Genomic DNA, 22,965 nt, shown 5'->3' with positions numbered 1-22,965 from the left:
CATGACGCCAACGGTATATGGTATCGAATCTCTGGCGGGCATAAGTCTGGATTCAAGCACCCGCCTCACGTTAAGCGACGGACCGCTTCAGCTTGGATGGAAGCACTCAGGAATGACTTCGGACTTTATCGCGGAGGTCATGGCTCTGCGGTATTCCCGTTCAAGAAAAGACTATGTGCAGGCGCATCATGACATCGGATATCTCAGCAATGAGTTGATCGAAAATGCCGTTAAGTTTCGACAGCCTGGGGAGATCCTCATTGAAGCCGGCATATTCGACGGTACTTTTTTAATAAGGGTGAAGAACACGATCGATGGCGTGACATCCTCTCGCTTTCAGCAACTGCTGCATCGCCTCCAATCGAGGGACCCCGGGGAACTTCTTCTTGAGCAAATCGAAACCAATGCCATATCGGCAGAAAGCGGTTCGGGATTGGGGTTGCTCACCCTTCTGAGCGATTACGATGCAAAAATGGCATGGGCGTTCGAAGAGAACTACGACCAGCGTATCATACTGACGACGACTGCAGCTGTGGCGATGCCGCCCTCCTCCAATCTGTGAGCGAAGAATGGAAATCAGCGACGAAAACTTCCGTGTATGGGCTGAGAAAAACGAGGTGTATTTCGATGGCGTATTCCGGCTGGCAGGACCGGACGCCTATGCGCCCATTTACTCATTGGTATCAGGCCTGCTCCATGAGGGGCACAAACAGGTGACGTTCAACCTCACAGGCCTCGAATTCCTCAATTCCTCTGGCATAAATCTCCTGGCCAAGTTGACAATTGAAGCCAGAAAAATGGGCGACCTCCTGCTCATAGTCAAAGGCACCAATCAATATCCTTGGCAAGCGAAGTCCCTCCCGAATCTCAAGAAGCTGCACCCGCTTCTCGATTTGCGCCTGGCGTGATTCTCTTTGGGCGAAAGTGCCCTGCGCCGAGAGGTGTTCGCCGCCGCGCGGGGATGAAAAAGGGATTCGTTAAGTATTCCACGCCATCTAGGACCATAGACGTGACCGACATCGGACCTCGGTCCGATGTGCGGTCGGCGATCACCGTCTAACCTCTCGTATCTGTGCAAGCGGTGCATCTGCACGGCGCTTGATCGGATTTGGAGGAAAACAATGCGGATAGCAACCTTAGCGTCCTTGGCCGTGCTCTCGCTGGCTCTTGCAGCAAGCCCGGCAACGATTGCCGGGATCGACATGACCGCGCTGGCAAAGAGCGGTGGAAACGGTGGCGGCAACAGTGGGGGCAATGGCGGCGGCGGTCACGGCGGCGGCGGCGGAAACAGCGGCAACCATGGCAGCAGCAGCCAGGATAGCGGTTCAACCCATGGCAACTCCAAATCTCAAGGTGTGAAAGGCAAATCCACCGAGGCGGAAAGCAAGTCCAAGTCCGTCAAGGCAGACGAGACCAAAGTCAGCACCAAAGAAAAGAACCTGTCGGCGCAACTTGCGGGCCTGAACTCCTTGAAGCGAAACTACAAGGCGTTGATGCATACGTCCGACCCACGCATGACGGCCATTGCGGCCTATGCCGTGACTTATGCCCAGTATGAACTCGACAATGGAATCGAGCCCGCAGCCGATGACCCTCTGTTGGGGGATCAGGCGCTGGAGGACGCATTGGCTTCAGCGACGAAAACCGGTGAAGTCAGCCCGGCGGTTTTGGACGAAGCCAAAACCATCTTGGGGGTTGGCGAAGCAAACGGGAAGATCGATCAAATCCGCACCTCTCTGGAGAACCCCGCGCCGGCGACATCCGAGGAATAGCCGATAAATCAGTTGCGAGCGGTGTGGAGCCGACAAGTATGGCTCCGCACTAAACTACGAAGAGCATCTCCGTTCTGTTTGAGTATGGAGATGCTCTTTTTTTATCAATTTCAGACGCAGAACCCTTTGCTCGAATTGCTCCAAGATGACGGTCGATCACCCGCCGCCTCGAAGTCCCTATGTTGTGATGAGCCTTCGAGCGTGCCGAATTCGTTTCACGTCGGCAGTCAAGTTTGTCGACATCCCGACGGACAACGGTGTCGCCGTATTGAAAACTATCGGTCGTTTACGAACCCGCCTTGATCAGGCAGAGGCCGGTCTGCGGCCCCTGCCTTGCACGCGAAAGCCGCGTCACCCCGCGAGCTCGATGATCGCGCAGCCGTAGCCTTCGAGATCGAGCCTGCCGGCAACCGGCTTTTCGTCACCGAGAAGGTCGCGGCCAGCGGGAACGCCGCCGATGGCGGCCGGCTGGTCGGTGTAGTTCTGGATGAACAGCAACCGGCGCTCTTCGTTCATCCGCATGGTCACCTCGACGCCCTCGGGAAGGTCGCCGAGCAGCGGCTCGATGCCGACAGGTGCAAACAGCCGTTCGGCAAGCGCTGCCGTCAGATCCGGGGTGAGATAGGTGCCGACATAGACCACCTGCCCCTTGCCGAGCTTGCGCGACGTCGCCATCGGCTGGCCCTCGGCATAGCGGTTGGACCAGGCCGCGACCACCTCGACATCGCCTGCGATCGCGAGGTTCTCATAAAAATAGCCGGCAGCCAGCTCGCGATTGCCGATCTTGAAGCGGCGTTCGCGCCGATGTGATTCCGCCGGCTTGTTCGGAGGAATGACAAGCCCGCCGGAACGCTCCATCACATCGAAGAGCCCGTTGGCGCCTGGAGCGGCAAGGCGGCCGAAATCCTCGACGCGCACGCCTGTGAGCTGCGACAGCGAGGTGCCGGGCGCGGTCTCGCGGATGACGTGGTTGTCTTCGTTGCGCGTGCCGGTGCGAGCGCCGATGATGACGGTGCCGCCCTGCTCGGCGAAGGATTTCAGCCTTTCGGTCCATTCGTCCTTCCACATCACCCAGTGGGGGACATAGAGCAGCTTCAGCTTGGAAAGATCGTCCTCGGGATGAATGAAGCCACAGGCAATGCCGCGGTCGTAGCAATATTGGTGCAGCAGGATCGCATCGTCCTGCGGGCTCGGCAGGCCGATCGGATAGGTCTTGTGGGCTTCCTGATTATCGAAGTCGGAGCCGGCAATGCCGACATCCATGCGCACATAAGTGCCGAGGATCTTGGGCGACAGGGCGGTCATCTCGGTTGCGAAGCGCTTGGCCTCGTCATAGCGATGGCGGGCGACGTCGTCGTGGTCGATGATGCCCATCCAGTAAATCTCGGCGCCGAAATGCGCGGGACGCCAGCGGAAGAACATCAACCCGTCAGCGCCATGGGCGACCGAGGAAAGTGCCATGCGGCGCAGTTCGCCCGGCTCCGGCGTCAGCGTGCAGAAGCCCGGCTGGCTGCCGAAGCCCGATTGCTGCTCGGGAACGATATAGTTGCCGGAAAAACCGCGGCAGATATCGAGATGCAGCGCCTGGACCTTGGCGTGGTTTCCGAGCCGCTGGAACTCGTCGTAGAGCATCGGGTAGATGTCGTAGCCGATGAAATCGAGATCGGTGGTGAACTGGCCGCGAAAGTCGATATCCCTAAGACCGCCGAGATTGTGAAAGACGAACCAGGAGGATTTGACGGCGCGCAGGATCTCCACCTGGTCGTGCTGAAATCGTGCCGTCGAGAAGGCGAGGAAACGATGATAATCCTGCAGATGGCCGGGGCTCGGGAAGGTCGGGCCGAACTCGATCGGCAGCACCACCTGGTCGAAGCTGTCATAGGCCGTCGCCCAGAAATCACCGCCCCACGCCGTGTTGAGCTTGCTGATCTCGCCGTATTTGCCAGCGAGGAAGGCCTGGAATTCGGTGAGCGTCGCCTTGGAAAAGCTTTCCGGCATGCTGGTGTTCAGCTCGTTGTCGGTCTGCCAGCCGACGACAAAAGGATTGTCGCGATAGTGCTCGGCCATCGCTTTGGTGATGCGCCGGCTGTGTTCGCGAAACACCGGGCTTGCCGTGTCGCAGTGCTGCCGCGAGCCATGGCTCATCGGCCGCCCCTTGCCGTCGACTCGTAGAATCTCTGGATGCGCCACGGTCAGCCAGCGCGGCGGCGTTGCCGTCGGCGTGCACATGATCGTGTCGATGCCGTAGCGCCCGAGCATGGCGATGGCGCGGTCGAACAGGTCGAAATCGAAGATGCCGAGCTTCGGCTCGAGAATATGCCAGGCGAATTCGGCCATTCTGACCACGTTGAAGCCGGCCTTCGCCATGCGCTCGGCATCGCGCTCCCAGTAGCTTTCATCGACGTGCTCGGGATAATGCGGGGCGCCGACGAGGAAGCGGTCGGTCTTGACGGGGTTCCATACGGAAAGGCTTGCGGTCTTGTCGGACACGGTGATGTTTCCTGTGTTATCTGTCGAGGATCGTCTTGCGGGCGCTGATCGTGCGTCCGCCATCGGGCGAGAAGAGATAGAGTTCGCTGGCGTCGAGCTTCAGCGCCACGTTCTGGTCGGCGGCAAAAGGCGCGACGTAGCTGAGCTGCACCGTGATGTTGCCGGTGCCGCTTTCCGAGGCGATGGTCCTGAGATTGCCGGCATCGATGTAGAGAATGGTTTCGCGCCCGAGATGCTCGACCAGCCGGACCTGGCCGTTGATCGCCCCGCCCTGCGCCCCGTCGGCGACCACCGATATGTTTTCCGGCCTTACACCGAGCGTCAGGCTGGCGCCCTTCGCCAGCACCGTCGCCTCCGCCAGCTCGATCGTCACCGGCATGAGGCCCGGCGCCGAAACCGTAATATAGCGGCCGGAAACCTCGTCAACGGTAACGCCGAGGAAATTCATCCGCGGCGCGCCGAGAAAGCCCGCGACGAAGAGATTGTCTGGGTTGCGGTAGAGTTCGAGCGGCGAGCCGACCTGCTCGATCACACCCTGGTTCAAGACGACGATCCGGCTTGCCATGGTCATGGCCTCCACCTGGTCGTGGGTGACATAAACCATGGTGGCGCCGAGTTCGGCGTGAAGGCTGCTGAGCTCGACACGCATCTGGGTTCTGAGCGCCGCATCGAGGTTCGACAGTGGCTCGTCGAACAGGAAGACATCGGGCGAACGGGTGATTGCCCGGCCGATCGCCACGCGTTGCCGCTGACCGCCGGAAAGCTGCTTCGGCCGCTTTTCCAGCTGATCGGTGATCCTCAGGATCTTGGCGGCGCGCGCCACGGCGGCCTCAATCTCGGCCTTAGGGCGCTTGGCCATGCGCAAACCGAAGCCCATGTTCTCCGCCACCGTCATATGCGGATAGAGCGCGTAGGATTGGAAGACCATGGCGATGCCGCGGTCCCCTGGCTCCTGTTTGCTGACGTCGCGGCCGTTGATCAGGATCTGGCCGGAGGAGATCTCCTCCAGGCCGGCGATCGTTTTCAAAAGCGTCGACTTGCCGCAGCCGGAGGGGCCGACCATGACGATGAACTCGCCCTGCGCTACGGAAAGATCGATGCCGCGCAGCGCATGATAGGCGCCGTAATTCTTGTTGATTTGTCGGAGTTCGAGACTGGTCATGCGTCCTGGCTCTCTGCTGTTGAAATCGGAACTTCCAAGGGCCCGTTGTCGAGATCGCTCATCCCTTCACCGCGCCCATCGTCAGACCGGCGATGAAGTGCCGCTGCATCAGGAAGAACATGATAACGGGCGGCACGGCGACGACGATGGTGCCGGCGGAAATCAGGTTCCAGGCCGAGACCCACTCGCCGCGGAGATTGGCAAGGCCGGCAGTCACAGGCTTGACGGAGTCGCTGACGGTCAGCACCACGGCCCAAAAATAATCGTTCCAGATGAAGGTGAAGATCAGGATGGCGAGTGCGGCCAGCGCCGGCCGCACCAGCGGGATCGCCACATGCCATAACGTCTGGAAGGGAGACGCCCCCTCGGCGCGCGCCGCCTGGAACAGCTCGTCGGGTAGTGCTGCGATGAAATTGCGCATGAACAGCGTGGCAAAGCCCGTCTGGAAGGCCACATGGAAGATGATCAGCGATGCCGTGGTATCGATCAGGTCGAGCCGGACCATCAGGTCGCGCACCGGAATCATCATGATCTGGTGCGGCAGGAAATTGCCGCCGACGAACAGCGCGAAGATCAGCATGTTGCCGGGAAAGCGGTAGCGCGACAGCACATAGCCGGCGAGCGTGGAGAGCACCAGCACGCCGATCACCGAGGGAATGGTGATCGTCAGGCTGTTGAGGAAGTAGCGGGCCATCGGTGTCTGCGTGAAGACATCAGTATAATTGTCGATGACGCCGATCCCGGTCGGCCATCCCCACAGATTGCCGCCCATGACATCCTCGGTCGAGCGGAAGGAGGTGAGGATGATCGCAAACAGTGGGCAGAGCCAGAGCAGCAGGACGATGACGACGGCGAGCACGTAGAGGCGGCGCTGCCAGATGGCGCCATCGGGAATGGGACGAGGATACATCAGCCTCCCCTTTCTTCGGTATGGATGATGCGGCTGAGGTACCAGACGATGAAGGCGGCCATGATCACGAACAGCACGGAGGCGATCGCCGCGCCGTAACCGAAGCGGTAGGAGAAAATCGATTGTTCGAACATCTGGTAGGCGAGAACCGAGGACGAACCGAAAGGACCGCCGTTCGTCATCACCGACACCATGTCGAAGGACCTGAGCGCCCCGACGACGGTAACGGCAATGGCGATGAAGGTAACCTGAGTCAGCTGCGGCAGCACGATGTGCCACAACATGTTCCAGCCCCTCGCCCCATCGACGCGCCCTGCCCCGATCAGCTCTTCGCTCAAATTGTTGAGGCCGGCGAGATAGAGCACCATGCAGAAGGTGATCTGCGGCCAGAGCGCGGCAATCACGATCGCGAAAGTGACGAAATGCTCGTCGGAGAGAACCGCTGGCGCCGTCGCCCCGAACGCCCTGAAGATCAGCGCGAGCAACCCGAACTCCGGCGTATAGACCCAGGTGAAGACCACGCCGACCGTCACCGAGGCGAGCACCAGCGGAATGAAGAACAGCGATTTCAGGAAGCGCATGCCGCGGATTTTCTGGTTGACCAGCAGCGCGATGGCGAGCCCGAGAGGTGGTGCCGCCATGAACATCACCAGCCAGATCAGGTTGTTCTTCAGCGACACGTAGAATTGCGGATCGTTGTAGAGTTCGACGTAATTGCCGAAGCCGATCCAGACCATCGGGCCAAAGCCATCCCAGTCGTGCAGGCTGATCCAGAGACTTCTGACCGCCGACAGCAGGATAACCGTGAAGAACAGCACGATCGCGGGCGCGATGAGCAAAGTCGGGGTAAGCCACCAACGCTGGCGGCGCCATAATGTCAGCATTTCAGGAGCCTCATTTACGACAGAGCAAGCGGTGAAGCTGCCCCTCATCCGGCTGCCGCCACCTTCTCCCCGTAAACGGGGCGAAGGGGATGTGCCGCAACCTCTTCGTCCCTCGCCAACGTCCCGTATGGCACGTCCCCTCTCCCCGTCCTTACGGGGGAGGGTTAGGGTGAGGGGCAAGCGTCAAAATGCCTTCCAGGCTCAGATCTTATAGATCCGCTTGCGCGTGCCTTCGAGGCGCGTGAGGATGGCCTTGCGCCGGTCGGGCTTGGCCATGAACTCCTGGAAGCCGACGAGCCCCGCCTGCGCCATGTCGGGGTCGCTGTCGCGGTCGTAATATTGCGACGTGCCTTGCACCGTCTTCATCGTCTCGACGGCGATATTGACCAGCGGATCCTTGCTCGGCGGCAGATCGCTGCGCGGCGGCACGTTGCCGCCCGGCTCCAGGTAGGCCGCCAGATTCTCCGGCTTGTAGAAATAGGCGAGGAATTCGCGTGCACCCTGCTTGTTCTTGGCCTTGGCGGGAATGTGGATCGAATTGACCGAGAATTCCTCGAAGTGGCCGACCTTGGCATCGAGCACCGGGAAGGTCGCATAGGAGAGCTGCGGCAGATCTTCGGCGGTGAAGGCCGAGCGCAGGAAAGCGCCGAGGTTCATCATCCCGGCCTTCTTCTGCGCCAGGAGCGCCGCGGCCTCCTGCCAGCCGAAAGACGTGTGGTTCTCCGTGAAGAACCCCTTCGAAATCATCGCCTCCCACTGATCGAAAACCGCCGTCAGCGCGGGATCGAGATAGCTCATCTCACCGTTCATCAGCGCCATATGCTTGTCGAGGCCGTTGATGCGCAGGTTCATCTGGTCGAACCAACCGGCCGCCGGCCATAATTCCTTGGTGCCGATCGCGACCGGCGTGATGCCCGCGGCCTTGCACTTGTCGCCATAGGCCATGAACTCTTCGGCCGTCTTCGGCACGGTGAGACCATGCTGCTCGAACACGTCCTTGCGGTAGAACATGCCCCAGAGGGTGCCGCCGGTGGGAAGGCCATATTGCTTGCCCCCGTCGGTGACGGCGCCGGCCGTAGCACCCAGCACGTCCTTGTACTTCTCCTTCTCGAAAAGGTCGGAGATGTCGTCAAACAGGCCGCGCTTGACGAAGGCGCGCATGCGGTTGCCCGAAAACCAGGAGCAGACGTCAGGCGCGCCGGCGACGAGATAGTTGCGAATGGCCGTCTTGTGGGCCTCGTGGTCCATATTGTTGATGACGACGTTGACGCCGGCTTCCTTGCTGAAGCTCGCGGCGATCGCCTTCAGCGCGTCGAGTGCGGCGCCATTGTTTTCGGCAGAGATCATCGTGACCTCCTGGGCCTGCGCGATCGCCGGGATCGGAAAGCTGCCGCTAACCGCTGCGGCGGAAACCAGCCCCGCGCCCTTGAGGAAGCGTCTGCGGGTGGTCGACGGAAATTGCTTCAAAAACGTCATTGAATTCCTCCCAGTTGATCGATCGACATCTCCCGACCGTCGCCTCCTCCATGAAACGACCGACCAGGCATTCAATGCTGCGATCCGCTCCGCGATTCCTGCGATAATCCGCTTGGCTGAGTTGATCCGCGGCCGAACTTATGCATAGATCGAACCGGCCCGCAATAATTAATTTACAAAATTAAGGAATGCATCGTGAAACTGAAAGGCGACCAGACCACGGCAAGAGCCATGAACCGACGCCTCATCCTCAACCTCCTCCGGCGGGAGGGGCCGAGGAGTCGTGCCGACATCGCCACCGTCATCGGCTTGAGCCCGGCCGCCGTCACCTTCGTCGTCGCCGACCTTCTGGAGGAAGGCATCGTCATCGAAGGGAAGACCGTGCCCGGCCTCACCGGCCGCCGGCCGATCCCGGTGGATATCAATTACGAACACGCGCTTGCCGTCGGCTTCAAGCTGATGGTGGATTCGGTAGAGTGCGTGGCAACCGATCTTGCCACCAACCCCGTCGCCGCCATGCGGGTAAGCCTCGACGGCCACCAGCCCGATAGGGTCGCAGACCTGCTGGCGGGCACCGTTCCCGAACTGGTGAAGCTCGCCGGCCGGCCGAACGCGAAGCTCGCCGGCATCGGCATCTCCATGCCGGGCGTCATCAACCACGAACAGACGGCCTGCGTGCGCAGCTACCGATTCAAATGGGACAATGTCCCCCTCGCCTCGCTGGTCGCCAGCCGCGTCCATGTGCCGGTCTGGTTGGAAGACGACACCAATGCCTATGCCATCGCCCAGCAACTCTTCGGGCTCGGCCGCCAGCATCGCAACATGGCCGTTCTCGCCGTCGGCGTCGGCATCAGCTGCGCCCTCGTCATCGACGGCAAGCTCTATCGCGGTGCCAATGGTGCTGCCGGCAAATTCGGCCACACGCTTTACGAGGAGAACGGCCGGCTCTGCGAATGCGGCAAACGCGGCTGTCTGATGGCCTATCACTCCGAAGCCTCGATGCTCCGGCGCTGGCGGGAAGCGACCGGTCGCGAGAAACTCGGTCTACCGGAACTGTCGGCTGCGCTCGCATCAGGCGATACCGTCGCCCTCGCCCTCGTCGCCGATTCCGGCCGCGGCATCGGCACCGCCCTTGCCAATCTCGTCAATATCACCGACCCCGAAGTCATCGTCGCCGGCGGCGAAGCCGTCTCCCTCGGCGATCCTTTCCTGACACCGCTGCGCGAAGCGCTCGCCGCCCGGACTTTCCGGACTGCGCCTCCCCTCCTGCCCGACTGGGAGGACAATTCCTGGGCGCGAGGTGCGGCTGCGCTGGTCACCCAGAAAATATTTGACTTCGAGGCGTCGGGCGGCGTTACCGACATCGCCAGCTTGGCGAGTGTCATGACCGCGGGTTCGTCGTCGGCGGCGTAAAGCCGCGAGAGATCGGCGGGATTGCTTGCCGGGTAAGGCGTGCCGTGCAAAGCCCCCCTTTGGCCTGCCGGCCATCTCCCCCACAGGTGGGGAGATTGGCTGGGCTCACCGGCTTCCCAAACAATGAGCGGCCAGCACGACGAAACTATAGATGGGCAGGAAGTTCAAGCCACTTGTGATCTCCCCACCTGTGGGGGAGATGCCCGGCAGGGCAGAGGGGGGCTCCAGGGCACACCCTATCACAAGCAACGTAGGCCAACCGATGCCGGCCCAATCTTGGACAGTTATCTCACGCAAAACAACCCAGCCGCGCCGCAGATATACTGGCTTACAAAAATGGGGGTTCGCCGACACATCCCTGGTTCACTGATCGACTTAAATCCCGATACGGCCAACCGGTCGGAAAGGTCAACTCAGGAAGGATGACGACATGAAAATGATCCAGGCTATCGCGCTCGCCCTCGTTCTCGGCGGCGCAGCTGCAGCACACGCAGAACAGCCGCTGCAGCGCACCGATCTCCTCAAGAACGATATCGACGTGCCCGGACACGAGGTCGTGCAGGTGCGCGTCGATTTCGCGCCCGGCGTTCTCGCCCCCAGTCACTCGCATCGCGGCGAGGAGATCGCCTTCGTTATCGCGGGAACGCTGGAATACCAACTCTAAGGCAGGCAGCCGGTTACCCTTAAAGCCGGCCAATCCTTGTTCAATCCCACCGGCGTCGTTCATTCTGCGAAGAATGTCGGCAGCGGCAAGGCGTCGGAATTGGCAACCTACATCGTTCGCAAAGGGGCGCCGCTCGTCGTGCCCGCCAAGTGAGCCGTTCGTGTGCTGCGTGGGAGCCGCCGTTTCACCCTTGCGGCCGCCTTCCATTCACGGCAGCATGCAGGTGTCCCCAGTCATCTGAACCTCTCACATCAGGAGGATTACCATGGCAACGTTGGAGCGGCCGGCCTTTGTCGTCCATTGGAGCGAGATCGAACAGCCTGACAACTCGCATTATGACGATGACGACGAGCTGATGAGCATCGGTGCGCCGTTCGGACGCTTTTTCGGCCTGGCGAAATTGGGCATTCATCACGAGCGCTTGCCGCCTGGCCGGCGCACATCCTTTCCGCATGCCGAGAGCGCCGAGGAAGAATTCGTCTATGTCATCGAAGGCGCACCCGACGTCTGGCTCGATGGCTACCTCTATCGGCTGAGGCCCGGCGACGCTGTCGGATTTCCCGCCGGCACCGGGATCGCCCATAGTTTCCTCAACAACACGCAAGCCGAAGTGCACCTCCTCGTCGTCGGGGAGCGCCATAAGGCCGAAAACCGGATCTTCTATCCACTCCATCCTCACCGCCGACCGCTGCTCGATGATTGGTGGGATGACCATCCCACTCACGCCCTCGGTCCGCACGACGGAATGCCGGACCTGGTGCGGGAAGCAAAGGACAGAGGAAGCAGCGAATAGATCAGCCAGGCCGATAGCCGGCCGCAATGGTGGCCTCGCGCAAAGCGGAGACCAACGGTCGGCTGGAGCTTCGACAGTTATCAACTCACGCCAGCCAACCGCAACAGCTCGTCATTTTCGTGCGCAACGCCTTCCGTCAGCCGGGCGGCGGCAATCGCGGGAAGCCAGGCCAGAATGCCGCTGACTTCCGATCCGGTGAGCGAGGCGTAAGCTTCGACATAGCCCATCGCTCGGTCCGGCATCGCATGGTGCAACAGCACGTATGTTCGGCAGACATCGGCCAGAGGATTGCCACAGGAGGCGTCGAGCCAATCGACGATCATGAACCCCTGCCCCGAGCCGTGAACATTCCAGGGGTGGAAATCGCCATGACACACGCTGTCGCCATCTGGCAGGGATTCGAGTTGCGCCAGAAGCCGATTTCTGGATGAAGAATCCAAGTGCTCGGCCCGGCGGATCCTGGCGAAAAGCCTGGCCATGAGAGACGGCAACCCGTCGCCGGGTTTTTCGTGAATTCTTCGATGCAGTTGCGCCATGTCTTCAAGTGGCGCTCTTCCTGCCGTCGAGACGAATTGGTCGGCAAAACAGTAGCTGGACGCGCGATCCATCAACACGCCCCAGCGCCCATCGAATTCACCGACCGCGTGAACCTTTGGCGCCGGCAGCGCGAGCCTCTCAAGGATCGACAGGTTCGCGGCCTCCCTGAATGACGACGCCTTGGAGGCGGCTCGCCTGTACAGCTTCAGCACCAAGGCGCCATATTCGAAGACTTCGGCCTCTTTACCCGAACCAAGGATCCGACCGATTTCGGTCATTGCAGAACCTCCATCTGAAGCCAGGACAGCTCGCGGAATTGTCGCGTTCACCGTCATCGCAGTCTGTCATGTCGGCGAAAACAGTGTAACGAATGTCGAGGCCCGCACCCGCCGACGGCACAAGATCGGCGCCAATCACACTGATTTTATCGCCGGATTAAAGCGTATCGCGGGGTGCCGATCGCGCAGGCTGACACGATCATCCCCGTCAAGCCAAAACAAAACTCGTCAGTTGGACGTGTCATTCCCTTGTCGCACATCGGCCCGCCGCATATCTTCTCGGCAGCGGCCGCGCTCCGATATCATGGCAGCCATGGCGGAATGCCTCACGATGAAAGGCAATCCGCCGCATCTAAGATTACTCGCTTTCGCAGTATGCCGAGAGCATTGCGATCGCGGCGCTGAGCCGCGCATGATGACGTTCATAGCAACGGATCGGAGCCCAAATGTCCATCGCCGCTTTGCCTGAACCGCCATACTACATGGTCAGTTTTTCCTCTCAACGAACAAAGGTCGACAACGGCTATGGCGAGATGGGTTATGCGATGACGGAACTCGCAAAACAGCAGCCGGGCTATCTAGGCTTCGAAAGCGCACGCGGGGCCGACGGTTTCGGCATACTCATCTCGTATTGGAAGGATGAGGACAGCATTCGAGCCTGGAAATCCGTCGTCGATCACGTTGAGGCGCAAAATCGCGGTCGGTCAGACTGGTATACTCGGTATGAAATCCGTATTGCGCTCGTCGAGCGAGCCTATGGATTCAATATTGAAGAGACATGAGTTGGCTTGTTGAAGGGAGTTCTACGACAGCCCAAGAGCAGATTCGATCTCCTCATACTCAGATGCTGAATGACTTCACGGCCGAATTGGCGAAGCGTCTTATTCGCCTGCCGGCACCTCCCCCGCTTAAGAAGAGAACGCGGTAGCGGTCTCGCCCTCCTAAACTTATCCTCTGTAAAGCGACTGACAGGCCTACCGCGCAAACCTGCGGGCGCCGGCGACGCAGAGGATGACGGCAACGGTCACGGCGAGCATGGCTGAGGTCACGGGCTCGTGCAGCAGGGTTGCGGCGAGCGCCAGGCCGAAGAACGGCTGGAGCAGTTGCAGTTGGCCGACGGCGGCGATGCCGCCCTGCGAAAGGCCGCGATACCAGAAGATGAAGCCGATCAGCATGGAAAACAGCGAGACATAGGCAAGGCCGAGCAGCGCCGGCGTTTCGACGCCGGAGAAGGTTGCCGGCCGATGCAAAAGTGCCACCGCGACCGTCACCGGCAGCGACAGCACAAGCGCCCAGGAAATCACTTGCCACCCACCAAGCGTGCGCGAAAGCCTGCCGCCTTCGGCATAGCCGAGGCCGCAGACAATGACAGCCGCCAGCATCAGCAGATCGCCGACCGGCGAGGCCGTCAGGCCTTGTGTCAGTGCAAATCCCGCCACCAGCGCGCTGCCGAGAACCGAAAAGGCCCAAAATGCCGGCTTCGGCCGTTCTCCGCCACGGATCACGCCGAAGATCGCGGTTGCGAGCGGCAGCAGGCCGATGAAGACGATCGAATGGGCTGAAGTGACATGCTGCAGCGCCAAGGCCGTCAGCAGGGGAAAGCCGACAACGACGCCGAGCGCCACGACCGCCAAGGAGAGGATATCACCTCGGCTCGGCCGCTTCTCTCTGAAAGCGATCAGCAGGCCGAGGGCGATGAAGCCGGCGATCGCCGCGCGCGCCACGGTGAGGAAAACCGGATCGAACTGCATCACCGCCACGCGCGTCGCCGGCAGCGATCCGCTGAAGATCACCACCCCGATAAAACCATTGATCCATCCCGATGCCATGCGGTCCATGATGCGCTGCACTCCTTCATTCTCTGACTCTTATCGGCCAACACGGATGGTCATGACAGTGACAGTCTGATACGATTTTGCGAAACTGTAGTGATGCAGAAAGCAATACAGATGAGCGAAGGACGTACACGCGTGGAGATGGTCGCCGCGACGATCAGGCAACGCATCGCCGGGCGCAGCTTGACGCCGGGCGCAAGACTGCCTTCCGTCCGGGGGCTGGCTGCGACGTTGAAGCTGTCAACTTCGACCGTCGTCGATGCCTATGAGCGCTTGGTCGCCGAAGGCGCGATTCTGGCCCGGCCAGGCTCGGGATTCTACGTTGCCAACCAGACAGCACCCTTTGCGCTTGCCGAGGCCGGGCCGAAGCTCGACCGCGCGGTCGATCCGTTTTGGATATCGCGGCAATCGCTGGAGGCCGGCGAAGCCGACCTGAAGCCCGGCTGCGGCTGGCTGCCGTCCTCCTGGCTGCCGGGAGACGGCATGCGCCGCGGGCTCAGAACACTTGCCCGCGCCGACGGGCCGGCGCTTGCCGATTACGGCTCGCCGCTCGGCTTGCCGCAATTGCGCCAGCTGATTTCCCGCCGCATGGGCGAACGGGGAATCGAAGCCTCCCCGGACCAAATCATGCTGGCCGATTCCGGCACGCAGGCAATCGATCTGCTCTGCCGCTTCCTGCTGGAACCCGGCGACACGGTGCTGGTCGACGATCCCTGCTATTTCAATTTCCATGCGCTGCTGCGTGCTCATCGAGCAAAGATCGTCGGCGTGCCCTACACACCGTCTGGTCCCGATATCGAGCTTTTTGCGCAAGTCGTCGCCGATGAGCGTCCGCGGCTCTATATCACCAACTCCGCCATCCACAATCCGACCGGCGCAGCCCTGTCTCCCGTTACGGCTCACCGGGTTCTAAAACTCGCCGACCAGTTCGACTTGACCATCATCGAGGACGATATCTTCGCCGATTTCGAATACACGCCGGCGCCCCGCCTTGCCGCCTTCGACGGGCTCGAGCGGGTCATTCACATCGGCAGTTTCTCAAAGACCCTGTCAGCCTCGGCGCGCTGCGGTTTCGTCGTGGCGAAACCGGAATGGATCGATGGCCTGACAGACCTCAAGATCGCCACCTCCTTCGGCGGCGGCCGGCTAACGGCGGAACTGGTGCTGAACGTCTTGAGCGACGGCAGCTATCGCAAACACATGGAGACGCTGAGACACCGGCTCTCCCGGGCGATGAGCGAGGTCTCGGCCAGGCTGAAGAATCTCGGCATAACGCCCTGGCTGGAGCCTCAGGCCGGAATGTTCCTCTGGTGCCGGCTGCCAGACGGCATCGATGCGGCTGATGTGGCGCGCGCCGCACTGGGAAAGAGGATCGTTCTGGCTCCCGGAAACGCATTCAGCCTGTCGCAATCGGCCACGAATTTCATGCGCTTCAACGTGTCTCAAACGCTCGATCCGCGGGTGTTCGAGGTGCTGGGTGATGCGCTGGCAGGAAGGGGATAATGGAAGGCGAGCCGTCGCGGATCAAGCGCCTTGCCCCGCGAAACGTCTGTGGCGAGGCAACAGCAAGCGCCTTGCTCCCTCTTCTCCCCAGCGGGGAGAAGGTGGCCCGAAGGGTCGGATGAGGGGGCTGCACGGCACACCATTCATTGCCCTTCACTTGCGCTCAGCGCATTCGCTCCTATCGTCGCTCACCCCCTCAACCGCCTGCCGGCACCTTCTCCCCGCTGGGGAGAAGAGATTCGTGGCGACGCCTCGCCCTTCCGGAAAGCGTCTTTTGCGGAAATGGAAGACATGTGCTTTCTTCCCTCGTCCCGCCCGGTAACCCTCAGAACGACCGGTGAACCGCCTTGTCGTTGGCAAGACGGGTCACGCAGCCTTCGAGCTTGGCGAGCAGCAGATCGAAATCGAGCGGCTTCGTCAGATAGTCCGCCGCTCCGCCGCGAAGGCCGGCAAGCGTGTTTTCCCGGTCGGTCAGCGCTGTCAGCAGGATGAAGGGAATATTGGAGAGCTGCGGATGATTGATCTGAATTTCCGCCAGAAGCTGGTGCCCGTCCATCACAGGCATCGAAATATCGCTGATGACGATATCGGGCCATTTCGACAGGATCATTTCCAGCCCTTCGGCGCCGTTCGAGGCCACGAGCGTCTTGTAACCGGCTTCGCTCAATTCTTCGACGAGGAGGTTCCTGATCTCGACTTCGTCTTCTATGCACAGGACTGTAACCATGAGCTCTTCCTTAAGCTGCGACTTGTTGATCCGACAACAGAAACTCTATTGGCAGAAGAATGGTGAATGTTGTGCCCTTGCCGAGTTCGCTCGTCACCTCGACGGTGCCGCCGTGCAGTTCGACGACCTGCTTGACGACGTTGAGGCCGATGCCGGTTCCGGCAATGCCCGTCGCGCTGCGGGCACGGTAATAGGGCTGGAACAGCTTCGGCAGATCCTCGGCATCCATGCCGATGCCGCCGTCGGAGATGGCAATCTCCACCGTCTTCTCGTCGGTCCGGGCGCGAAGATGAATATTAGGCGCGTTCGGCGAATATTTGACGGCGTTCGAAATCAGGTTGGTGAAGACCTGTTCCATCGCGCTGCGGTCGAATGTCAATACATCAGGTATGCGCTCGAGATCGAGATGGAACAGATGCGAGCGGCTGAGCTGGCGCTGCCTGTCGCAACAGGTGACGAGCAGGGCCTTCAGATCGCCTTGGCTGCGCTTCAGTGTGATCTGCCCGGTTTCGAGCCGGCCGCTGGCGAGGATGCTCTCCATCAGGTCGACCATGCGTACGACAGCGCTGCGGATCACGCCGGCTTTTTCGTGAACGTAATCGCCGCTGACGTTGGTGATCGAGCGGCAGAGCCGCTGGGCAGCGGCATCGATGATGGCGAGCGGCGTGCGAAACTCGTGCGAAGCCATGGCGACGAACTGGCGCTGGAGCACATTCACCTGGCGTTCGTGCACCAGCAGGCGATCCAGCTCCTCTCTCTGCCTTTCGATCTCGGCTGTTCGATCGGCCACCATCTCTTCCAGATGGTTGCGGTGGTGGGTGAGCTGCGCCTGGCTGTCCAGCAGGGTCAGCGAGGTCCGATGCAGACCTCGTCCGAGCCAGAACACGACGGTGATCAGCAGCGCCAGGCAGCCGAGCCCCGCCGGCGCGATCTGCCGAAGCAGCATGAATCCGGGCAGGATAGGCGGCCACACGAGATAGCCGATCGTACCGCCGTCATGGGACGACACAGGCGCCTGCGCCCGCTCGTCCTCACCCTTCGAAGGCGCGAAATGCAATCCTTCGAGCCGCGCATAATGGGCGATGCTTTCGGCAGCTTTCCCATCGATGAACTTGACCGAGATGGCGATGAACTCTTGACCCGCCTCGATCTGCATCCGGGCCGAGCTCGGCAGAATGGGACGTGCGCTGGCAATTGCCGGCCTGTTGCCGATCATGATCGTGCGAACCACAGCCAGTTGACCAAGCGCCTCTGTGCCGGGCTTTGCAGCCCGCTCGACGAGAGCGGCGCGCATCTCTCCGGCAAGCGCGGTCATTTCTCGGCCGGCGTCATTACCGAGGCGGGGCGGCATGGCATCCGCGCCGTCGCGGAATGCAAACATCAGGCGATTGGCATCGTCGAAGATATAGGTCCTGTCGTGCCCGAAATACCGGCTCGTCCACCGGCCGACGTTATCGAGCAGCCATTCATGGTTCCGCTGCTTGGCATAAAGGAAGGCATCGTCCCATTTTGTGACGCTTTCCTGCTCCCGGGGAAGGGCCGCGATCTGCTCTTCCAATCCTTGGCCGACGAAGTCGGCCTGCCGGCGCAAAGAGAGATCATCGACCTTCACCGCGGCAAGCCACGCAAATCCGCACAGCAACGCAGCAGCCGCACAGGTGAGCGTCACCAAGACGAATGTAATGTGGGATGTGAGCCCAACCTTCAATACCTGCAACCTTTTGATGGCGCCCGCCGCCGAGAAATTGACACGCAAAGGTTGACGGACCGTGAATTATGCGCTCCCGTGCGGGTCTGCGGCAGGTCTCCGATAGGCATTTCGCAACCGTTGAAGGAGAAGCATATGGATGCAGCAGCATTATCGGATACGCCAGGCATCAGGTTCGAACCGATCGCTCCCGTTCATATTGACAGCTTTCATCACGCGCTCGACGTGGTCGCGCGGGAGAAAAAATACCTGTCCATGCTGGAAGCAACTCCACTGCCGCAGACGCGCGAGTTCGTGATGGGCATGATTGCGAAAGGCAATCCGCAATTCGTTGCCATCGCGCAGCACCAGGTCGTCGGTTGGTGCGACATCAGCCGGCATTTTTTCCCGTCGCACGCCCATCGCGGAAAACTCGGAATGGGGATTCTTCCCGCCTATCGGGGCAAGGGTCTCGGACGACGGCTCATCGAGACGACATTGAGAGCCGCACAGAAAAGCGGTTTTGCCCCGGTCGAACTCGATGTTTATGAAGACAACGCCCGTGCTATCGCTCTCTACGAAAAGATGGGATTTGCCCGCGAAGGCATCGTCCGACGTGCGGCACGTATCGACGGTCGGTTCATCGATGCGATCAGCATGGCGCTTTTGTTCGACGAGCGCGGGGCGGCTGTTATCGCCGAGAATTCTTGAAGGAATCCAGCTGACGAATGCGACGCCATGCATCGGGCTTAGCGAGGGCGATCGCTGGACCGGGTTTTGAGGCAATTCGAGGTATCGCGACATGATTATGCAGGCTCCAGTCGCCCGGCCACTTCCCCTATCGGGCGAAAGCCTCGAATGGATTCTCATGGGTCAGGCGCATCAAGGTCCCGTCGTCTATGCCCCGCCGTTTCAACTCGGGCAGCAAGACCGTGGAAAGATGGGTATACGGTTTGGGTATCCCGCCCATCGGCAACGCCGGATCGAACCAGCCGCGGTCATGGCTCAACAACATGCGATCGCCGCAGCCCGCCTGCAGCGCCCTGATCACCAACTCAGCCACCTCGTTGTCCCCGCCCCGGCCGACATGGTCATACTCGATCCAGGCGCCTCGCTCGGCGACGGCAACGTTATAGGCGAAGTCCTTTTCTTCCTGCGTGTGGATCGAGATGAACCTGTCGGCCCTGTAGCCCTCCGCTTCGATGACATCGAGCTGGTCCATGACGACCCGTCCTCTGATCGTATGACTGCCGATGACGGCGTCTGTCTGGGCCGCGGCGCGCGCTGCTGCCCGCAGTATTTTCGTCTCGAGCGCCGTCATCCCGTCATCGCCGGCGCTGAGCTTGATCCAGCCTGCCTGGAATCCGGTCTCGTCGATCTGCTCCGTCAGCTCGCGAAGCATCCACGCCTCCAGCTCCTTCTCGGAAGCCTGGCGGACCCATTCGGGAATCCAGGGCTCGCGGTAATTGCCGGTGGGCACGACGATCGGAAAATCCGTCGCGAGCGACACGGCAAGATCGATATCCGCGCGGCGCCCGACGCCGCCTGTCGAGCATTCGACCAGTGCCGTCACCCCGAGCTTCTTGATCCGCTCGATTTCGGGAGCCATCAGCCGAACGACGTCTTCGGTCACCGCTTCGGCATAACCGGGCTGGTCCGGCGTCCTGAGGTCGACGAAGACGTGCTCGTGCGGGAGGATCATCCCAAGTTCGGATTTGCTCTTAGGCCCGAGCGTCGTGCGCAGATGTTTCAAAGTCTCTCCCCCGCGATCATACCGGCTTTGCGTACAGGCCTCGACCGACACTGCCGCGAAAGTAGATCGTCACGTAACGAAATCAATCGCTCACTCGATTGAAATTCCCACAACTTGACCCTTGGTGTCGACTTCCAACTTGGCTCCCGGATTGCTGACGAACTGAATGTCGCTGGGGAAAGATATGCTGCATCGGCCTCTTCGGCGTCGCATCGGCTACTTCCCCTTCGCCTCCTTGCTCTGCGCCGGCCGGCTGATCGCGCGGACCTTGCCGCTGCCGCCACCGCCGCAGAAGAAGCAGTCTCCGCCGTCGGATTCGAGACCGGAGACGCCGGTTCCCTCGGGCATATCAAGCCGCTCCAGCACCTCCCCCGTTTCGGGGTCGATGCGCCTGACGTCGCTGTCATCGCCCTCCCAGGTACCGTGCCAGAGCTGGCCGTCGACCCAGGTGACGCCTGTCACAACGCGGTTGGATTCGATGGTGCGGAGGATCTTGCCCGTCTCCGGGTCGATCTGATGGATCCGGCGCCCCCGGTGCTGGCCGACCCAGAGCGAGCCTTCGGCCCAGGCAAGGCCGGAATCGCCGCCATTGCCGGGCGCCGGGACGGTGGAAACGATACGTCCGGTCTTCGGGTCGATCTTGTGAATGACGTCCTCGGCGATCTGATAGAGGAACTCGCCGTCGAAGGCCGTTCCGGCATGCGATGCAACTTCGATCGAGCGCACCACTTCGCCGCTTGCGGGATCGAGCGCGTTCAGCCTGTCGCCCGAGGCGAACCAGACGTGCTCACCATCGAAGGTGACGCCGTTGACGCGCTCGGCGCCGGGAAAAGGTCCATATTCACGGATGATGGTCGCAGCCGATTTTTTCATCTCTTCTATCCTGTTCGCCCCGTGCCAGGGCCATCTTCATCTGTCAGGCCATATTAGTCGCTTGGCAAAGGTCCCGGGAGTAACAAGATCGTCGGGAAACCGGGCAGTGGCGGGCTCATCCAACGCCTTGCCCGCCCGCGCCCGAAGGATTGCACCTTGCTCTCCCCGGCAAGAGAATCCAGCGCCCGCTGCACGGTGCGCGGGCTGGCGCCGAGCGCGATCGCCAGCGCCGAACTCGACCACGCCTCGCCATCGGCGAGAAAGGCGAGCACCGCCCCATGCTGGCCTTCGACCAGCGGCGCCAGCACGACGGTCTCGCCGGCGCGCCGAGGCGAAAGCGCAAAGCCGCGTTTCGTCGCCGAAACCTCGGCGAGCGCCCGCAACTCGGCGCGCAACCGGCCGATCTCGACGCGCAGCCGGGCACGATGCGATTCATCGGCATGTTTGCCGCGGAAGGCACGCGCGACCAGCGTACCCCTGGCCATATCCCCCGGCCAGGCTTCGGCAAGCGCGCGGGCGAGCGCGAAGAGCACAGGCCGCGTTGCCAGCGACACGGAAAGTTGATCGTCGAGCACGACATGACGGCAGGCATCGACGACGAGCACACCCGAACCTAGCAACTCTTCCACCTCCTCAAGCCGCAGCGGGTTTTCCCGCCAGCGCGAGATCATCCGTGCCACGGGTGCGTTGAGTACGTCGGCGGCATTTTCCACCTCCGCCGTCAATACGGGCATACCGGCCTCGCGCGCCGCCTGCCTTGCCCTATCAAGCGCCGCACGCGCCGCTTTCGTCTGCAGGCGTCTGATCGCGATACCCGCGACCACCAGTTCGTGGGCAGCCCTTGCCGCCGGCGGCAGCGGCGTCGGGTCGAGTGTTTCGAGCGCCCGCTCGGCCTCGTCGAGCCGGCCGATCAGCACCAGCCGGCGAAGCTCGACATTCCTGGCGTGGGCGGCGTTGACCCTGTCGCCATGCGCTTCGAGCACCTTGCGCGCCGCCTCCAGCGCTTTTGGCGGCCAGGTGAGATCGCGCGAGACCAGCGCGATCTCGGCCTCGGCGACCACGCAGCGGGCTCGCGCCACCGCCTCCCGCGGGCCGAAAGCACGCGCCGCACTCTTCAGCAGCGCCTTGGCACGGACGAGATCGCCGAGCTGCGCCATCGCAATGCCGCGCAGCGCCAGCGCCGGCGCATCGTCGCGCAATGCCACCCGCTTCAGCGCGCCGAGCGCGTCTCCCACTGCCAGCGCCCGCGCAGCTGCCGTGATCAGCGAGTCCATTCAAATCCCGTCACACTTGTCACTCCCACCCTTGCCCTGCCCGGCCGTAGCTTTGTCGTCGACCGGCAAGCAACCCCGCGCCGGATGGTACGACGAGAAACAGGCAAAGGAGAAGACCCATGACGATACAACTCGGAACACGGCAGCAGTGGCTGGAAGCGCGGCTCGACCTGCTCCAAGAGGAGAAGGCGCTGACGCGGCAGAGCGACGCGCTGGCGATGAAGCGCCAGCAATTGCCCCGCGTGAGGATTGACAAGGAATACCGCTTCGACACCGAGGCCGGCAACGTTTCGCTGAAGGATCTCTTCGGCGGCCGTTCGCAGCTCCTCGTCTATCATTTCATGTTCGGGCCGGATTATACCGCCGGATGCCCCTCCTGCTCGTCGATCGCCGACGGCTTCAACGGCTTCTTCGTCCATCTCGAAAACGACGACGTCGCCTTCACCGCGATCTCGCGCGCGCCGCTGGCAAAGCTTCTGGCATTCCGGCAGCGCATGGACTGGAGCTTTCCCTGGGCCTCCTCCTCCGGCAGCGACTTCAACAGCGATTTCAGCGTCTGGTTCACCCCCGATCAGCAGCGCCAGGGCGGGATAGAATATAACTACCGCCGCGAGCCGCCCGCTCCCGAACAGTCCGCCTCCGAACCATTGGCCGGCAGGACCGTGCAGGAATGGCAACTGCGCGGCAGCGAGGGACCGGTCGCCCAGATCGCCGCCATGACCGAAACGGATGTCGCGACCTACACCCGCGACCGGCCCGGAGTCAGCGCCTTCGAGCTTGCCGACGGCGCCGTCTACCACAGCTATTCCAGCTATGCCCGCGGCCTGGACGGGTTATGGGGCATGTACCAATGGCTCGACCGCGCCCCCAAGGGCCGCAACGAAACCGGCATCTGGTGGCGCCACCACGACCGGTACGGCAAGGAGTGACGCCG

At 61.6% G+C, this 22,965-nt stretch carries 21 protein-coding genes and 1 pseudogene; 10 read left to right on the top strand and 12 right to left on the bottom strand.

Annotated elements, in window-relative coordinates:
- Position 1 precedes the first annotated feature (1 nt).
- From ACS4RR_RS11485 to ACS4RR_RS11475, 3 genes are all read left to right on the top strand, one after another.
- Positions 2 to 562 (top strand): slr1658 superfamily regulator, encoded by a 561-nt coding sequence (locus tag ACS4RR_RS11485; protein WP_222291357.1) that lies wholly within the window; start codon positions 2 to 4, stop codon positions 560 to 562.
- 7 nt (positions 563 to 569) lie between these two features.
- Positions 570 to 908 (top strand): slr1659 superfamily regulator, encoded by a 339-nt coding sequence (locus ACS4RR_RS11480; RefSeq protein ID WP_222249534.1) that lies wholly within the window; start codon positions 570 to 572, stop codon positions 906 to 908.
- A gap of 213 nt (positions 909 to 1,121) precedes the next feature.
- Positions 1,122 to 1,772: a hypothetical protein gene (locus ACS4RR_RS11475; protein ID WP_260108958.1), complete on the top strand. Its 651-nt coding sequence runs from the start codon at positions 1,122 to 1,124 to the stop codon at positions 1,770 to 1,772.
- Positions 1,773 to 2,123: 351 nt separating this feature from the next.
- Here the strand turns inward: ACS4RR_RS11475 and ACS4RR_RS11470 are convergent, their stop codons facing one another.
- The 5 genes from ACS4RR_RS11470 to ACS4RR_RS11450 form a co-directional block, all read right to left on the bottom strand.
- Complete coding sequence (locus ACS4RR_RS11470) at positions 2,124 to 4,262, bottom strand: beta-galactosidase (protein ID WP_260108959.1); 2,139 nt, start codon at positions 4,260 to 4,262, stop codon at positions 2,124 to 2,126.
- Between the two features lie 16 nt (positions 4,263 to 4,278).
- A complete protein-coding gene (locus tag ACS4RR_RS11465) occupies positions 4,279 to 5,424 on the bottom strand; it encodes an ABC transporter ATP-binding protein (RefSeq protein WP_260108960.1) in 1,146 nt (381 codons plus the stop codon).
- Between the two features lie 58 nt (positions 5,425 to 5,482).
- Positions 5,483 to 6,334, bottom strand: a complete 852-nt coding sequence (locus tag ACS4RR_RS11460; RefSeq protein ID WP_260108961.1) for a carbohydrate ABC transporter permease — start codon at positions 6,332 to 6,334, stop codon at positions 5,483 to 5,485.
- On the bottom strand, positions 6,334 to 7,218 hold the full coding sequence (locus tag ACS4RR_RS11455; protein ID WP_162116119.1) for a carbohydrate ABC transporter permease: 885 nt from the start codon (positions 7,216 to 7,218) through the stop codon (positions 6,334 to 6,336). The genes ACS4RR_RS11460 and ACS4RR_RS11455 overlap by 1 nt, the downstream gene beginning before the upstream one ends.
- A 201-nt stretch (positions 7,219 to 7,419) precedes the next feature.
- The gene (locus tag ACS4RR_RS11450) at positions 7,420 to 8,694 is read right to left on the bottom strand and encodes an ABC transporter substrate-binding protein (RefSeq protein WP_170255102.1); all 1,275 of its coding nucleotides are present in this window, start codon (positions 8,692 to 8,694) and stop codon (positions 7,420 to 7,422) included.
- A gap of 195 nt (positions 8,695 to 8,889) precedes the next feature.
- Here ACS4RR_RS11450 and ACS4RR_RS11445 point away from each other — a divergent pair, with 195 nt between their 5' ends.
- From ACS4RR_RS11445 to ACS4RR_RS11435, 3 genes and pseudogenes are all read left to right on the top strand, one after another.
- Positions 8,890 to 10,107: an ROK family protein gene (locus ACS4RR_RS11445; protein WP_260108962.1), complete on the top strand. Its 1,218-nt coding sequence runs from the start codon at positions 8,890 to 8,892 to the stop codon at positions 10,105 to 10,107.
- A gap of 430 nt (positions 10,108 to 10,537) precedes the next feature.
- Positions 10,538 to 10,924 (top strand): annotated as a pseudogene (locus ACS4RR_RS11440) (cupin domain-containing protein).
- Between the two features lie 112 nt (positions 10,925 to 11,036).
- On the top strand, positions 11,037 to 11,564 hold the full coding sequence (locus tag ACS4RR_RS11435) for a cupin domain-containing protein (RefSeq protein ID WP_170260678.1): 528 nt from the start codon (positions 11,037 to 11,039) through the stop codon (positions 11,562 to 11,564).
- 80 nt (positions 11,565 to 11,644) lie between these two features.
- Here ACS4RR_RS11435 and ACS4RR_RS11430 read toward each other — a convergent pair whose 3' ends face one another.
- On the bottom strand, positions 11,645 to 12,379 hold the full coding sequence (locus ACS4RR_RS11430) for a phosphotransferase family protein (RefSeq protein WP_456190096.1): 735 nt from the start codon (positions 12,377 to 12,379) through the stop codon (positions 11,645 to 11,647).
- 446 nt (positions 12,380 to 12,825) lie between these two features.
- Between ACS4RR_RS11430 and ACS4RR_RS11425 the strand changes: the two genes are divergently transcribed.
- Positions 12,826 to 13,161 carry an antibiotic biosynthesis monooxygenase family protein gene (locus ACS4RR_RS11425; RefSeq protein WP_062943321.1) on the top strand — a complete coding sequence of 112 codons (336 nt, stop codon included), beginning with the start codon at positions 12,826 to 12,828 and terminating at the stop codon, positions 13,159 to 13,161.
- 192 nt (positions 13,162 to 13,353) lie between these two features.
- Here ACS4RR_RS11425 and ACS4RR_RS11420 read toward each other — a convergent pair whose 3' ends face one another.
- Positions 13,354 to 14,217 carry a DMT family transporter gene (locus tag ACS4RR_RS11420; protein ID WP_222384061.1) on the bottom strand — a complete coding sequence of 288 codons (864 nt, stop codon included), beginning with the start codon at positions 14,215 to 14,217 and terminating at the stop codon, positions 13,354 to 13,356.
- Between the two features lie 90 nt (positions 14,218 to 14,307).
- On the opposite strand from ACS4RR_RS11420, the gene ACS4RR_RS11415 reads away from it, so the two are divergent.
- The gene (locus ACS4RR_RS11415; protein WP_260108964.1) at positions 14,308 to 15,717 is read left to right on the top strand and encodes an aminotransferase-like domain-containing protein; all 1,410 of its coding nucleotides are present in this window, start codon (positions 14,308 to 14,310) and stop codon (positions 15,715 to 15,717) included.
- 325 nt (positions 15,718 to 16,042) lie between these two features.
- On the opposite strand, the gene ACS4RR_RS11410 is transcribed toward ACS4RR_RS11415, so the two are convergent.
- Both ACS4RR_RS11410 and ACS4RR_RS11405 read right to left on the bottom strand, forming a co-directional pair.
- Complete coding sequence (locus ACS4RR_RS11410) at positions 16,043 to 16,444, bottom strand: response regulator (protein ID WP_017964915.1); 402 nt, start codon at positions 16,442 to 16,444, stop codon at positions 16,043 to 16,045.
- A gap of 10 nt (positions 16,445 to 16,454) precedes the next feature.
- The gene (locus ACS4RR_RS11405) at positions 16,455 to 18,200 is read right to left on the bottom strand and encodes a sensor histidine kinase (RefSeq protein WP_260108965.1); all 1,746 of its coding nucleotides are present in this window, start codon (positions 18,198 to 18,200) and stop codon (positions 16,455 to 16,457) included.
- A gap of 87 nt (positions 18,201 to 18,287) precedes the next feature.
- Here ACS4RR_RS11405 and ACS4RR_RS11400 point away from each other — a divergent pair, with 87 nt between their 5' ends.
- Complete coding sequence (locus tag ACS4RR_RS11400) at positions 18,288 to 18,842, top strand: GNAT family N-acetyltransferase (protein WP_260108966.1); 555 nt, start codon at positions 18,288 to 18,290, stop codon at positions 18,840 to 18,842.
- Between the two features lie 127 nt (positions 18,843 to 18,969).
- On the opposite strand, the gene ACS4RR_RS11395 is transcribed toward ACS4RR_RS11400, so the two are convergent.
- The 3 genes from ACS4RR_RS11395 to ACS4RR_RS11385 form a co-directional block, all read right to left on the bottom strand.
- Positions 18,970 to 19,884 (bottom strand): phosphotriesterase family protein, encoded by a 915-nt coding sequence (locus tag ACS4RR_RS11395; protein WP_260108967.1) that lies wholly within the window; start codon positions 19,882 to 19,884, stop codon positions 18,970 to 18,972.
- Positions 19,885 to 20,100: 216 nt separating this feature from the next.
- Entirely contained in the window at positions 20,101 to 20,757 is a 657-nt protein-coding gene (locus ACS4RR_RS11390; RefSeq protein WP_260056377.1) for a Vgb family protein, read from the bottom strand.
- Between the two features lie 53 nt (positions 20,758 to 20,810).
- Positions 20,811 to 22,031, bottom strand: a complete 1,221-nt coding sequence (locus ACS4RR_RS11385; protein WP_260108968.1) for a helix-turn-helix domain-containing protein — start codon at positions 22,029 to 22,031, stop codon at positions 20,811 to 20,813.
- Positions 22,032 to 22,150: 119 nt separating this feature from the next.
- On the opposite strand from ACS4RR_RS11385, the gene ACS4RR_RS11380 reads away from it, so the two are divergent.
- The gene (locus tag ACS4RR_RS11380; protein ID WP_260108969.1) at positions 22,151 to 22,960 is read left to right on the top strand and encodes a DUF899 domain-containing protein; all 810 of its coding nucleotides are present in this window, start codon (positions 22,151 to 22,153) and stop codon (positions 22,958 to 22,960) included.
- Positions 22,961 to 22,965 lie beyond the last annotated feature (5 nt).

The sequence above is a fragment of the Rhizobium zaerense genome (assembly GCF_051810725.1).
Classification (GTDB): Bacteria; Pseudomonadota; Alphaproteobacteria; order Rhizobiales; family Rhizobiaceae; genus Rhizobium; species Rhizobium leguminosarum_I.
This window is presented reverse-complemented; position numbering and strand designations above follow the sequence as displayed.